The 13,878-nt window shown below is 64.8% G+C and carries 12 protein-coding genes and 1 tRNA gene; 7 read left to right on the top strand and 6 right to left on the bottom strand.

Annotated elements, in window-relative coordinates; genetic code table 11:
- Nucleotides 1–118 precede the first annotated feature (118 nt).
- On the bottom strand, nucleotides 119–1,504 hold the full coding sequence (locus AC066S_RS28890) for an MFS transporter (RefSeq protein ID WP_478271212.1): 1,386 nt from the start codon (nucleotides 1,502–1,504) through the stop codon (nucleotides 119–121).
- 103 nt (nucleotides 1,505–1,607) lie between these two features.
- Here AC066S_RS28890 and ggt point away from each other — a divergent pair, with 103 nt between their 5' ends.
- Nucleotides 1,608–3,356: a gamma-glutamyltransferase gene (gene ggt, locus AC066S_RS28885; RefSeq protein WP_478271211.1), complete on the top strand. Its 1,749-nt coding sequence runs from the start codon at nucleotides 1,608–1,610 to the stop codon at nucleotides 3,354–3,356.
- A 179-nt stretch (nucleotides 3,357–3,535) separates the two neighbouring features.
- Here the strand turns inward: ggt and AC066S_RS28880 are convergent, their stop codons facing one another.
- Nucleotides 3,536–4,201, bottom strand: a complete 666-nt coding sequence (locus AC066S_RS28880; protein ID WP_126256835.1) for a glutathione S-transferase family protein — start codon at nucleotides 4,199–4,201, stop codon at nucleotides 3,536–3,538.
- A 165-nt stretch (nucleotides 4,202–4,366) separates the two neighbouring features.
- Here AC066S_RS28880 and AC066S_RS28875 point away from each other — a divergent pair, with 165 nt between their 5' ends.
- The 4 genes from AC066S_RS28875 to panE all read left to right on the top strand — a co-directional run bounded on the left by AC066S_RS28875 (nucleotide 4,367) and on the right by panE (nucleotide 8,135).
- Nucleotides 4,367–4,963 (top strand): DUF2239 family protein, encoded by a 597-nt coding sequence (locus AC066S_RS28875; RefSeq protein ID WP_478271210.1) that lies wholly within the window; start codon nucleotides 4,367–4,369, stop codon nucleotides 4,961–4,963.
- Nucleotides 4,964–5,051: 88 nt separating this feature from the next.
- Nucleotides 5,052–6,401: an MATE family efflux transporter gene (locus AC066S_RS28870; protein WP_478271209.1), complete on the top strand. Its 1,350-nt coding sequence runs from the start codon at nucleotides 5,052–5,054 to the stop codon at nucleotides 6,399–6,401.
- Nucleotides 6,402–6,504: 103 nt separating this feature from the next.
- Nucleotides 6,505–7,113, top strand: a complete 609-nt coding sequence (locus tag AC066S_RS28865; protein WP_478271208.1) for a 2-hydroxychromene-2-carboxylate isomerase — start codon at nucleotides 6,505–6,507, stop codon at nucleotides 7,111–7,113.
- A gap of 98 nt (nucleotides 7,114–7,211) precedes the next feature.
- Nucleotides 7,212–8,135: a 2-dehydropantoate 2-reductase gene (gene panE / locus AC066S_RS28860; RefSeq protein WP_478271207.1), complete on the top strand. Its 924-nt coding sequence runs from the start codon at nucleotides 7,212–7,214 to the stop codon at nucleotides 8,133–8,135.
- 187 nt (nucleotides 8,136–8,322) lie between these two features.
- Here the strand turns inward: panE and AC066S_RS28855 are convergent, their stop codons facing one another.
- The 4 genes from AC066S_RS28855 to AC066S_RS28840 form a co-directional block, all read right to left on the bottom strand.
- On the bottom strand, nucleotides 8,323–8,916 hold the full coding sequence (locus AC066S_RS28855; protein WP_478271206.1) for a c-type cytochrome: 594 nt from the start codon (nucleotides 8,914–8,916) through the stop codon (nucleotides 8,323–8,325).
- Nucleotides 8,917–9,105: 189 nt separating this feature from the next.
- A complete protein-coding gene (locus AC066S_RS28850; RefSeq protein ID WP_126257269.1) occupies nucleotides 9,106–10,386 on the bottom strand; it encodes a PQQ-dependent sugar dehydrogenase in 1,281 nt (426 codons plus the stop codon).
- 380 nt (nucleotides 10,387–10,766) lie between these two features.
- On the bottom strand, nucleotides 10,767–11,753 hold the full coding sequence (locus tag AC066S_RS28845; protein ID WP_478271205.1) for an NAD-dependent epimerase/dehydratase family protein: 987 nt from the start codon (nucleotides 11,751–11,753) through the stop codon (nucleotides 10,767–10,769).
- Nucleotides 11,754–11,829: 76 nt separating this feature from the next.
- Nucleotides 11,830–11,904: transfer RNA gene (locus AC066S_RS28840), tRNA-Gly, on the bottom strand.
- 275 nt (nucleotides 11,905–12,179) lie between these two features.
- Here AC066S_RS28840 and trxA point away from each other — a divergent pair.
- Together trxA and AC066S_RS28830 are read left to right on the top strand one after the other, a co-directional pair.
- Complete coding sequence (gene trxA, locus AC066S_RS28835) at nucleotides 12,180–13,103, top strand: thioredoxin (protein WP_167767596.1); 924 nt, start codon at nucleotides 12,180–12,182, stop codon at nucleotides 13,101–13,103.
- 85 nt (nucleotides 13,104–13,188) lie between these two features.
- Nucleotides 13,189–13,866, top strand: a complete 678-nt coding sequence (locus AC066S_RS28830; RefSeq protein WP_126256843.1) for an LON peptidase substrate-binding domain-containing protein — start codon at nucleotides 13,189–13,191, stop codon at nucleotides 13,864–13,866.
- Nucleotides 13,867–13,878 lie beyond the last annotated feature (12 nt).

The following is a 13,878-nucleotide window of genomic DNA, read 5'->3' as shown; positions in this document are numbered from 1 at the left end:
TCCCGTCAAGGCCGTCATTGCGAGCGTAGCGAAGCAATCCAGATCTTTCCGCAGAGGCAGTCTGGATTGCTTCGTCGCTTCGCTCCTCGCAATGATGAAAGTAAATCGCGTCGTGCGACTACTCCCGCACCCGCATCAACAATCCCAGCCCCGCGACGAAGAACACCACCAGCACGGCCATGCCGGCTTTCTGGCTAGCGGTCGCAGCCGTAATCATGCCGATCAGCAGTGGCCCGGTGAAGGACGTCACCTTCCCGGTCAGCGCGAACAGGCCAAAATACTGCGCGATACGGTCTTTCGGTGCGAGGCGGATCAAGAGCGTGCGTGAGGCGGCCTGCAGTGGACCGCCGGCCGCGCCGATGAGGCAGCCCAACACCAGATAGGCGCGCTCGGCCGCGCTCGAGAACAAGGGCGCGCCGGCTTGCGGCGGCGTCACCTTGACGAACAACACGCTATCCTTGTCGACAAGGAGGATCGCCGCCACCGACAGCAGCAGCAGCAGCAGGCTGCCGGCGATGACGCGCTGCGGCCCGAGACGATCATCCAACTTGCCGCCGAACCATGCGCCGAACGCGCCGGTGATCGCGAGCATGATGCCGAAGGTGCCGATCTGGATGGTGTGCCAGCCGAACGTGCCCGCGGCATAAATGCCGCCGAAGGCGAACAGCGACACCAGGCCGTCGGTGTAGATCATGTTGGCGAGCAGGAACGCCGCGAGCGACTTCTGCTTCGGCAGGCCTTTGATCGATCGCTTCAGCTCCGACAATCCTTCGTGCAGGGCGTCGCGCAGCGGGCGTTTCGCCGGGTAATCCGGCGTGAACAGGAACAGCGGCGTCACGAAGATCACGAACCATATTCCGGTCAGCGGTCCGACGATGCGATCGCCCTGATGGCTGACCGGATCGAGCCCGAACAACGGCGTCAGGCCCAGCAATGTGCGGCCGGTCTCGGGATTGGCGGCGAGGAGGCCGAGCACGATGATCAGGCTGACGATGCCGCCGACATAGCCGGTCGCCCAGCCGGTGCCGGAGAGCCGGCCGATTCGCTCCGGCGGCACCAGGGTCGGCATCATCGCGTTGTTGAAGACGGTGGCGAATTCCGCACCGACGCTGGCGAGCGCGACCGCAGTGAGCAGCAGAGGAATGATGGCGTGATCGCCGGGCCTGCCGATCCATAGCGTGCACGATGCCAGCACCAGCACCACGCCGAATCCCGCGATCCACGGCTTCCTTCGGCCAGAGGCATCCGCGATGGCCCCCAGCACCGGCGACAACAGCGCGATCGCAAGTCCCGCAGCCGCCATCGCAAATGCCCACAGCGATTGGCCGGCGGCGGGATTCGGTGCAATGCTGGTGGCGAAATAGGGCGCGAACACGAAGGTCGTGATCAACGTGAAATAGGGCTGCGCGGCCCAATCGAAGAAGAGCCAGCTGACGACGGCAGCGTGCGGCGGATAGGTCCGCTGCGCATCGACCATGCGCGCATCCGGGGCGATCGTCGTCATCACGCAGGCCTCATCACGAACAGTTTTGCCTCTGTTGAGCCAAACCGTATAGCATTGCAGCGAGGCGTGTGAACCGGTTCGAAGCCCCAGCGGAAATTTGATCATGTCGTCATATTCGACTCGGCGGACATTTTTCGCTTTCGTGGCCGCTCTGGCGTTCGGTCTCGCACCCGCGACGGCCCAGGATGCGCGACAGGCCTATGTTCCAGCCGCGCCCGACACGGTCCGCGCCATTGCCGCCGAGCACGGCATGGTGGTCGCGCAGGAGAAGCTATCCGCGCAAGTCGGTGCCGAGATCCTGCGGCGCGGCGGCAATGCGGTCGATGCTGCAGTCGCGACCGGCTTTGCGATGGCCGTGACCTATCCACGCGCCGGCAATATCGGCGGCGGCGGCTTCATGGTGATCCATTCCGCCGACCGCAACGAAGACATCACGATCGATTACCGCGAGACGGCGCCGGCGGCGACCACGCCGCAGATCTTCCTCGGCGCCGACGGCAAGCCAGATCCGGCGAAGTCACGGGATTCCGCGCTCGGCGTCGGCGTGCCCGGCACGGTCGCGGGACTCAGTCTGGCACTGGAGAAATACGGTTCGGGCCAGTTTACGCTGGCGCAATTGCTCGAGCCTGCGATTGCGCTCGCCCGCGATGGCTTCGTCGTCAGTGACGACATCGCCGATACGCTGCCCGGTTGGCACCGACGGCTGGCACGCTGGCCTTCCGCCGCCAAAATCTTTTCGCGGCCCGATGGCACGCCGCTTCGTGAGGGCGACAGGCTGGTCCAGGGCGAGCTCGCCGAAACGCTGTCGGCCGTCGCTGCACAGGGCCCGCGCGGTTTCTATGAGGGACCGGTCGCGGAGAAGCTCGCCAAAGCCGTGGCTGATGCCGGCGGCATCATGACGCCCGGCGATTTGAAGGCGTACCAGGCCGTGATCCGGGCGCCGGTGCGGGGCACCTATCGCGGCTACGACATCGTGTCGATGCCGCTGCCTTCGTCCGGTGGCACCGTCTTGGTGGAAACGCTCAACATCCTCGAGGGCTTTCAGCTTGCCGATTTGAAGCAGGGATCGCCGGCATCGCTGCATCTCCTGATCGAGGCGATGAAGCGGGCCTATGCGGACCGCGCGCGCTATCTCGGCGATCCCGCCTTCGTCAACGCGCCGATCGAGACGCTCACCGCGAAGGACTACGCCGCCAAGCTGCGCTCCGGCATCCCGGCCGATCGCGCCACGCCGTCGAAAGAACTCGCTGCCGCGGCCCCCTCGCCGCGCGAGGGCAGCAACACCACGCATTTCTCCGTGGTGGATTCCCGCGGCAACGCCGTCAGCAACACTTACACGCTGAACTTCAGCTACGGCGTCGGCCTCGTTGCCGACGGCACCGGCGTGCTGCTCAACAACGAGCTCGACGATTTCACCGCCGCGGTCGGCGCCTCCAATGCCTATGGCCTCGTCGGCTTCGAGGCCAATCTGCCCGGACCCGGCAAACGTCCGCTGTCGTCAATGTCGCCGACCATCGTGCTCAGGGACGGCAAGCCGGTGCTGGTGACGGGCTCGCCCGGCGGCAGCCGCATCATTTCCGGCGTGCTGCAGGTGATCGTGAACGTCCTGGACTACAAGATGGATGTTGCCGCCGCCGTCGCAGCGCCACGGCTGCATCACCAATGGTTGCCTGACGAAGTGCGCGTCGAGCGCGGCTTTCCCAACGACGTGCTGCTCGAGCTGAAAGCTATGGGTCATGCGATCGTCGAGCCGATGGGGCAGACATCGGCCAATTCGATTCTCGTGACGCCGAACGGGCCGCTCGGCGCGCCCGACCCCCGCACGCGGGGCGCAGAAGCGGCCGGCCATTGACCACGTCCGTTGCATGGCACGAGCGCAGGATGCGGCTAAGCAGCATTGGTGCTCGTTGATACCAGGGCCGCGCACCCGGTCCTCATCCTGAGGGCCCGCCAACGGCGGGCGTCTCGAAGGATGGCCACAGGCGAGATCGCTCCCATATGCGATTGCCTGCGGAATGACGGGAGAGAGATTTACCGCCCCACCTCGTACGGCCCACCCTTTTCCAGCGCACGCGCATAGGCCGGGCGGGCGTGGATGCGCTCGAGGAATGCCATCGCCTTGGGATGGCCCTGCTCGAGCCCGCCGCGCGCTTGCGCCGCTTCGAGCGGGAAGCTCATCTGGATGTCGGCTGCGGTGAATTCGTTGCCGGCGAACCACTCGCTCTTCGCAAGCTCGCCTTCCCAGTAGTCCATGTGCTGCTTGAGCTGCGGATTGACCAGCGTGGTCAGCGCCTGGTTCGAGACCTTGCGCACCAGCGGACGAAGCAGCGCCGGCGCGCGCTTCGGCATCAGCGTGAACAGCAGCTTCAGCAGCAGCGGCTGCATCGCCGACCCCTCGGCATAGTGCAGCCAATAGGTGAAGCGCAGCCGCTCCGGCGTGTTCGGCGGCGGAATCAGCCGGCCATTGCCGTAAGTCCCGATGAGATATTCGATGATCGCACCCGACTCGGCGATAATGTTGCCGTTGTCGGTGATGACGGGCGACTTGCCGAGCGGGTGGATGGCGCGCAGCTCCTTCGGCGCGCGCATGTCCGGCTGGCGCTGGTAGCGCACGATCTCATAGGGCACGCCCAGCTCCTCGAGCAGCCACAGCACGCGCTGCGAGCGGGAATTGTTGAGGTGGTGAACGGTCAGCATCGGTGTGGTCCCCAAGGTAGCCGCGGTGGTCAAGCGTGGTCGGTCGGCGGCGCCGTTCGTGCCAGCCCGGGGGCACAATGTCGAGCCGTGGCTGCGGATATTTTCACCCGGGTATATTGACCTTGATAATTTACCCGGGTATAAAATGGCCCCGACGTCATCAATATGGCAATGATTTCAATGCAAAGGACTTTCACCGCCTTCCAGGGACCGCGTCGCTTGGTGTCCGGACCCGCAGGCGAAGTCGCGCTGGTGGTCAAGCGGGTGGCGCCACGGCCGGACGAGGCCATCGTCATCTTCGAGGACGCCACGGGCCGATCGATCGACTTCGATCTGCGCGGCGGGGATCGCGAGGTGCTGGCGCGGCTGGCCAAGCTTGTCCCGCCGCCGGTTGAGGAGAGCACACCGCCGAGCGAGCCGCGCGGCCGCGGCCGACCCAAGCTCGGCGTGGTTGCGCGCGAGGTGACGCTGTTGCCGCGGCACTGGGAGTGGCTCGGCGCGCAGCCGGGCGGCGCCTCGGTCGCGCTGCGCAAGCTCGTCGACGAGGCGAGGCGCGCGAGCGGCGACAAGGACCGCGAGCGGCAGGCGCGCGATGCTGCCTATCACTTCATGTCGACCATGGCCGGCAATCTGCCGCGGTTCGAGGAAGCTTCGCGGGCGCTGTTCGCAGATGACCGGCGGCGCTTCACCGCACTGATCGCCGACTGGCCGGCCGACATCCGCGACCACATCGTCAAGCTCGCCTACAGCGACCGCGCGTAGATCGCGCGGCGCTCTTCACAAACCCATCGATGGCCGAGCCGCGCATTGCGCGGCAACGGCTCCGCACGCCCTGACGAAAGACACATTCATGTCCACCACCAAACCGCTTTGGACAACATTCCTCCGCTTCCTCGCGCCCTTGATGCTGAGCAACGCGCTGCAATCGCTGTTCGGCACCGTCAGCAACGTCTATCTCGGCCAGATGATCGGCGTCGACGCGCTGGCAGCGGTCTCGGTGTTCTTCCCCGTGATGTTCTTCCTGTTCGCCTTCGTCATGGGCCTCAGCACCGGCGCGACCGTCCTGATCGGCCAGGCCTTCGGCGCGCGCGAGCACGACAAGATCAGCAGCATCGCGGGCACGACGCTTGCGATCGGCCTTCTGCTCTCCACTTCGGTTGCGCTGATCGGCGGGCTCTTCAGCCGTCCGCTGATGATGGCGCTCGCCACGCCCGCGGACATTCTCGATCAGGCCAGCGCATATGCGCGGATCATGCTGCTCACCATGCCGCTGGGCATCGTCTTCCTGCTGATGACGGCGATGATCCGCGGCATCGGCGACGCGCTGACGCCGCTGCTGGCGCTGGCGCTGTCGACCGCGATCGGCCTGATCCTGACGCCGATGCTGATCCATGGGTCGTTCGGATTGCCCGCGGCTGGCATCGCCAGCCCGGCATGGGCGGCCGCGATCGCGAACGCGCTCACGTTGATCGCGCTCGCCGTCTATCTGCGGCGGAAGAAGCACGCGCTCGCGCCGGACGCGGCTCTGCTGCGTCAGTTGCGGCTCGATGGCGCCATGCTCGGCAAGATTCTCGGCATCGGATTGCCGAGCGCCATCGGCATGGTGGTGATGGCGATCGCGGAGCTGGTCCTGCTCGGCCTCGTCAACGGCTTCGGGTCGGACGCGACGGCGGCCTACGGCGCCGTCAACCAGGTGATGGGCTACACGCAGTTCACGGCGATGTCGATTTCGATCGCGGTCTCGATCCTCGGCGCGCAGGCGGTCGGCGGCGGCGACAGAACCCGGCTCGACGGCATCGTGCGGACCGGGCTCGCTTTCAACTTCGTCCTGACCGGCGGGCTCGTGGCGCTGATCTATCTGGCGCCGCGCGCTATCCTCGGCATCTTCATCACCGACGCCGCCGTGCTCGATCTGGCGAAAGGCCTGCTCGACATCGCCCTGTGGAGCTCGGTGCCGTTCGGCCTGGCCACGGTGTTCTCCGGGGCCATGCGCGCGGCGGGCGTCGCGCTGACGCCGATGCTGCTCTCGATCTTCGCCATTGTCGCGATCGAGCTGCCGGCCGCGGTGATCCTGAGCCGCACGATCGGCCTTGAGGGCGTATGGGCCGCCTATCCCATCGTGTTCTGCGCTATGTTCGTTTTGCAGATGGGCTATTACCTCGCGGTCTGGCGCAAGCGCGCGATCCAGCGTCTGATCTAACGCTCAAAGTATTACGACCATCATTAAACGGTGGACCTGTGGCGCGCCCTGCGCCACAATAGAGGAAAAGCCAGACCAGAAAGTCAGGTCAGGGAGAACGAGTTTGACCCGCATTGCCCCGCAGTTGCTGTTCGATTTCGGCAGCCCGAACGCCTATCTCAGCCATCTCGCGATCCCCGCGATCGAGCAGCGCATCGGCGTCAAGTTCGAATACGTTCCGATCCTGCTCGGCGGCATCTTCAAGTCGACCAACAACAGGTCGCCGGCCGAGACGCTCGCCGGGATCAAGAACAAGCGTGAATTCCAGCAGGTCGAGACCGAACGCTTCATCAAGCGCTTCAAAGTCCAGCCCTATGTCTGGAATCCCCATTTCCCCGTCAACACGCTGAACCTGATGCGCATGGCGATCGCGGCGCAAGCGGAAGGCGTGTTCGAGGCCTATGTCGAGGCCGCCTTCCACCACATGTGGCGCGAACCGAAGAAGATGGACGATCCTGAAGTCGTGGCGAAGGCGCTGGCGTCCTCCGGCCTCGATGCCCAGAAGCTGTTCGCCCGCGCGCAGAAGCCCGAGGTGAAGGGCAAGCTGATCAGGAACACCGAGGAGGCCGTCGCCCGCGGCGCGTTCGGCTCGCCGACCTTCTTCGTCGGCAACGAGATGTTCTTTGGCAAGGAACAGCTCCGCGAAGTCGAGGAGATGGTGTCGGGGAAGTGAAGCGCGCGAATGGCGAGTAGCGAATAGCGAGTGGAAATCGCGCTCACTATTCGCTACTCCCTATTCGCCATTCGCCAATAATCGAACGGAGTTGTCTCATGCGTATCCTCGTGGTTGGCGCCGGCGCCATCGGCGGCTATTTTGGTGGCAGGCTGTTGCAGGCCGGCCGCGACGTCACCTTCCTGGTCCGTCCGCGCCGGGCCGGCGAGCTCGCCAGTGCCGGGCTCGTCATCAAGAGCCCGAATGGCGATGTGACCTTGAAGAATCCGCCGACCGTGCAGGCCGACGCGCTCAAGGACAAGTTCGACGTCGTGCTGCTCAGCTGCAAGGCGTTCGATCTCGACGACGCCATCAAGTCGTTCGCGGCCGCCGTCGGGCCGAACACCGCGATCATCCCCATGCTGAACGGCATGAAGCATCTCGACATTCTCGACCAGACCTTCGGCGCCGAGCGTGTGCTCGGCGGCCTCTGCGCCATCGCCGCGACCTTGAACGAGCAGCGTGAGGTGGTGCAGCTTCAGCCTATGCAGGCGATCAGCTACGGCGAGCGCGACGGCAAGCTGTCCGATCGCGTCAAGGCGATCGACGAAGCCTTCAGGAGCGGCATCACCGGCGCCGCCGCCAGCCAGAACATCATGCAGGACATGTGGGAGAAGTGGGTGTTCCTCTCCTCGCTCGCAGCATCCACCAGCCTGATGCGGACCTCTGTCGGCAACATTCTAGCAGCGCCCGGCGGCCGGGATTTCCTGCTCGGCATGCTGGATGAGACCAGCGCGATCGCTAGCGCGTCGGGCTACCCGCCGGGCGGGCCGTTCTTCGAGCGGGTGAAGGGCAACCTCACCACCGAAGGATCGCCGATGACGGCGTCGATGTTCCGCGACATCAAGGCCGGCCTGCCGGTCGAGGCCGATCACGTCATCGGCGACCTCATCGCGCGCGCCGACGCCGCCAAGGTGCCGGTGCCGAAGTTGCGGATCGCCTACACGCATTTGAAGGCGTATGAGAAGCAGCGGCTGGGGTAGCTGCGGACCACACACTCGGTGTCGTCCCGGGGCGCGCGGAGCGCGAACCCGGGACCCATAACCACAGAGAGTAGTTATGGAGCGAAGTGGTGACTCCGAGTCTTCGCAAAAACGCCATCCTGTGGCTATGGATCCCGGGTTCGCGCTTTGCGCGCCCCGGGATGACGAGCCGTGTTTGCATCCTGCGCTACTTCAAATGCGCGAGATAGTGCGAGACGGCGGTGATTTCTTCGTCGCTCATGCGATAGGCGACATCGACCATCGCGGCGACGCCGTTGCCGATGCGCTGGCCGGCCTTGTAGTCGTGCAGCGCCTTGACGAGATATTCCTCGCGCTGGCCCGCGAGCCGCGCCACCGCCTTGGTGCCGGCGTAGCTGTCCGTATGGCACGAAGCACAGCGGCGACCGGCGGCCACCTGCGCGCCCTTTTTCGACAGGTCCGGATCTTTGTCCTCCACCCCTTTCGGCGGCGCAAGCTGCGAGAAGTAAGCCCCGAAGTTGCGGATGTCCTCGTTGGTAATCTCCTCGGCGATCGGCTTCATTTGCTCGTTCTTGCGCGCGCCGGCGCGGAAGAACACCAGCTGCCACTGGATGAATTGATCGGGCTGCCCGGCGAGCGAGGGGACGTTCTCGGTTTGCGAAATGCCGTTCTCGCCGTGACAGCCGGAGCAGGCGGCGGCCTTGTCCTTGATCGCGGAACTATCGGCAGCACCCGCCGGAACGGCTCCGAGCGCCAGGAGCGCAAGCGCGCTGATTGCGTGCGAGATGAACTGCCGGCGCATGATGGAATTCCGATCTGATCAACTGCGTCGCTTCCGGGGCATGCGGAGCACATGCCCTGGATCCATAACCACGGCTTGGGGTTATGGGTTCCGGACTTGCGCTGGCGCGCAATCCGGAACGACGGCATCTGCTTTGAAATGAAGGAGGCTGCGACGGTCGCCCGCTCGCAGCCTCTCCGTGACGTCGCGTTACTTCTTGCTGTAGCTGATGCGATAGATCGCGCCGGCCCAGTCGTCGGCAACCAGGATCGATCCGTCCTTGGCAAGAAGAATGTCGTTGGGACGGCCGAGATAGCCCTGGTCGCCCTCGAGCCAGCCGGAGGCGAAGATCTCCCGCTTGGGATTCTTGCCGTCCGGCCCGACGATCACACGCACGATGCGTGCGCCCTGGTACTTGTGGCGATTCCAGGAGCCATGCTCGGCGATCAGGATGTTGTTCTTGTACTCGGGCGGAAACTGGTCGCCGGTATAGAACTTCATGCCGAGCGGAGCGACATGGGCGCCGAGATTCAGCACCGGTGGCGTGAACTCGGAGCACTTGTGGCCCATCGCGAACTTGTCATCAGGCAGATTGCCCTGGTGGCAATAGGGATAGCCGAAATGCTCGCCGATCCGGTTGATCATGTTCAGCTTGTCCGAGGGCAGATCATCGCTGATCCAGTCGCGGGCATTCTCGGTGAACCAGAGCTTGCCGGTACGCGGATCGACGTCGCCGCCGACCGAGTTGCGCACGCCGAGCGCCCAGATCTCCGCGTTGCCGGTCTTGGGATCGACGCGCCGGATCTGCGAGACGCTGGTCGGCGGGATGCCGATATTGAAGGGCGGCCCGAACGGCAGGAAGAACCAGCCTTCCTTGTCGACCGCGATGTACTTCCAGCCATGCGCGGCATAGGACGGCATGTCGTCATAGACGACCTTGCCGTCGCCGGGATTGTCGAGCTTGTTTTCGATGTCGTCGTAGCGGATCAACTTGTCGACCGCGATGACGTACAGCGCGCCGTCCTTGACGGCGAGCCCCGTGGGCATGTTCAGCCCCTTGAGGATGGTCTTGACCTCTTTCTTCCCGCCACTGTCCTTGATGGCATAGACGTTGCCGAGGCCGAACGAACCGACGAACAGGGTGCCCTTGTCGCCCCAGGCCATCTGACGCGCCGCCAGCACGCCCGAGGCGTAGACCTCGATCTTGAAACCCGCCGGCAGCTTGATCTTCTTGATGATGTTGGCGAGCTCGGCGTCGGAGGCGCCGGTCGGCGGACCCGAGGGCGGCGCGAGACCCTTCTGCGCCTCGGTCTCGTCGCCCAGGAACCAGTCATCCGGCGGATGGGTCCAGAACTCCTTGGTGCCGGATTCGTATTTCTTCAGCGCCCGGTTCTTGTCCTGCTGCTGCGCATTGCCGGCGCTGGTCCCCGCGAGAAGAGCAGCCGCTGCAAGCGCCAGAACGGATTGAAAGACGGATCTATGGAATGTCATCGCGTCACTCCCCTGAGGCAGCCGTAAGGGCTGCGCATTATTTTCTTTTGCTAGTCGAGAGGCGAAGTTTTGGTCCGTCGTAACGACAGACGCAAAAAAAGGTTAGCACATCTGCAAGCGCTGAGAAGCGCGGCACATGCACCGCGGTTGCGCGGCATAAAAATTGAGACGGAATGTCAACGAGGCCAAACGCGCGGCGAGGGCGGTCTCGCTGCAACGCGGAATCAAGACGGCGCACGCCTCATGTGCGGGCAGGGAGGAGGCCGGACTACACAAAACGCGAAAACAACCCCATGCACAGTAGAACGGCGCAAGCCGCGCTGCTCGGGGTGAGACCCGGCAGGCATTTGACCTGTCGACCAAAATATCAATCGCGGCGCTCAACCGGCGACCGGGTAGGGTCCATCGTCGAACACCGTGTCATGATAGCCTTTCGAGCCGATCTCGCGCGCCAGCGCACTGCGAAAATCGCGACCCTCGCGCAGGCTGCGTAGCACATGCGCGAAGTCGAATTCGGGCCGCCAGCCCAGCTCGCGCCGCGCGCGTTCGTTGACATTGACGCGGTCGATCTCGGGAAACAGGTTCCAGCCGCGCGCCGCATAGAGCTGGGCGCAATCCGGATAGAGTTCGCGCACGACGCTGGCGGCATCGCGTGCAAGCGCGGCGAGATGGCGCGGCTCGAACGGGCTGGTCGCCGAAATGATGTAACGGGCGAAACCGATCTTTGGCGCGCGCTCGACGGCGAGCAGGTGGGCGCTCACCGCGTCCGCGATATCCAGCCGGCGATAGAGCAGCTCGTTGGCCTGCGCGTTGTCCAGAGTGTAAGCCGACCGCATCGCGGGATCGTCGTCGTCCTCCGGAAAGAAACGCGAGGTCCGCAACACCGCGACCGGCAGTCCGCGCTCGCGGAAGAACAGCTCGCACAGCGTCTCCGCCATCAGCTTGGTGGTGCCGTAGATATTTTTCGGAACGGGCGGCAGGTCCTCGGTGACCCAGACCGCCGCCTGTCCCGCCTCGGGCCGAAGCTGCGATCCGAACGCGCTGGTGGTGCTGGTGAAGACGAAGCTCTTCACACCGGCCGCCGCGGCCGCCTCGAGCAGATTGAGCGTGCCTGATACGTTGGTGTCGACGAAATCCTGCTTGCCGTGGGTCGCGACATGCGGCTTGTGCAGCGTCGCGGTGTGGATCACCGCCGTGACGCCGTCCATCTGGCGCCGCACGAAACCAGGATCGACGATCGAGCCGACCGCGTCGGTGAAGGGCGATGGCTTCAGATCGAGCCCGCGCGCGGGCGCCCCGCGACGCTGGAGCGTCCGCAAGACGGCCTCCCCGAGGTGACCCGCGCTGCCCGTAACCAGGATTGTCATTGCATCCCCAAGACAACCGCCGGCGGCGTGGAGAACCACGTTTCCGACCGGATCAGCTGGATGCTCTGGGAAAAATTGGAGCGGGCGAAGGGGCTCGAACCCTCGACCCCGACCTTGGCAAGGTCGTGCTCTACCACTGAGCTACACCCGCATCCTGTGTCGGTCGCGTGACGCGCCGGCAACGGCTGTCGTATGCCAAAAGCGGGAGGGGAATGCAACAGCTACCGGCGGCATAGATGCGCAATCCGGGGCCCAATATCGACCCCTGATGCGGCCAAACAGCCCGAAAACGCCCCGGAACCGGCGAATCGGCGGCGGCGGATTGAAATTCGGCCCATTCGGCCCAATCTAGGAGCCGACAGCGCAGCATAGGAAGCGGCGGCATGCTAAAGAGCCGCCATTCCGGACATCAGACGAGGGGATCCCGTGACGATCATCGACCAGGGTAACGGAGCCGCAAACCCGGCCGCCGCAGATCTGATCAAGGACACCACCACCCAGACCTTCGTGAAGGACGTCATCGAGGAATCGAAGCGCCAGCCGGTGCTGATCGATTTCTGGGCGGAGTGGTGCGGCCCCTGCAAGCAGCTCACGCCCGTGCTGGAAAAGGCGGTCAGGGCGGCCAAGGGCAAGGTCAAGCTGGTCAAGATGAACATCGACCAGCACCCGGCGATCCCCGGCCAGATGGGCATCCAGTCGATCCCGGCCGTGATCGCCTTCGTCAACGGCCAGCCGGCCGACGGCTTCATGGGCGCGGTGCCCGAGAGCCAGCTCAATGCCTTCATCGAAAAGCTGACCAAGGGCGTCGTCGCGCCGGGCGAGGTCAACGTCGCCGAGATCGTGCAGGAGGCCGAGGCGGTGCTCGCCGAGGGCGACGCGGCTGCGGCAGCGCAGATCTATGCCGAAGCGCTCCAGCATGATTCGACCAATATCGCGGCCCTGGCCGGCCTTGCGAAGTGCTACGCCGTCGCCGGTGCGATGGAGCAGGCCAAGCAGACGCTGGCCATGGTGCCGGAATCCAAGCGCAACGACCCCGCGGTGAAGGCCGTGCAGACCACGATCGATCTCGCCGAGCAGGCCCAGTCGCTCGGACCGGTAGCGGAGCTGGAACAGAAAGTCGCCGCAAACCCGCTCGATCATCAGGCCCGATTCGACCTGGCGACCGCGCTCAACGCGCAAGGCGACCGCACTGCTGCCACCGCGCAGCTGCTCGAGATCGTCAAGCGCGACCGCAAGTGGAACGATGACGGTGCCCGCAAGCAGCTGGTGCAGTTCTTCGAGGCCTGGGGCGGCACGGATGATGCAACCGTCGAGGGACGCAAGCGCTTGTCGACGATCCTGTTTTCGTAAGGCCCTCATTTGAGCATGATCTGCTCGGAAAACCGCTGCACGCTTTTCCGGATCATGCGCTAGCAAGGCCAGGGGGACCGGGCAGATGCCGATCAATATCGAATATCGCGGCCCCGCCGACCTCCCGGAGATCATTCCGGTGTTTCCGCTGCCGGGCGCGCTGCTGCTGCCGCGCGGCCAGATGCCGCTCAACATCTTCGAGCCGCGCTACCTTGCGATGGTCGACGATTCCTTCCGCGACGGCCATCGCCTGATCGGCATGATCCAGCCCGACGTTGCGCACTCGCCGAAGGATTCCGACAAGTCGACGCTGTTCCGGGTCGGCTGTGTCGGCCGCATCACCCAGCTCGCCGAATCCGGCGACGGCCGCTATATCCTCGAGCTCACCGGCGTCTCGCGCTTCAAGGTGGTCGAGGAGCTCGACGTGCTCACCGCCTACCGGCAGTGCAGGGTGGATTTCTTCGCCTACGCCAATGACTTCACCGCGCGCATGGGCGAGGAGGAGGTCGACCGCGAGGCGCTGCTGGCAGTGCTGGCGGACTTCCTGAAAGCCAACAATCTCAAGGTCGACTGGGAGGGCGTCGAAAGCGCGCCCAACGAAGCGCTCGTCAACGCGCTGGCGATGATGTCGCCCTATGGCCCCGCCGAGAAGCAGGCCATGCTGGAGGCGCCCGACCTGAAGACCCGCGCCGAGATCCTGATCGCCGTCACCGAGATGGATCTCGCCAAGAAGCGCACCAGCGGCGATCCGCCGCTGCAGTGAGGACGGCGTTCA

The organism is Bradyrhizobium sp. CFUWI (assembly GCF_056429085.1).
The sequence above is the reverse complement of the archived record's forward strand: the minus strand, read 5'-3'. Positions and strand labels throughout refer to the sequence as shown.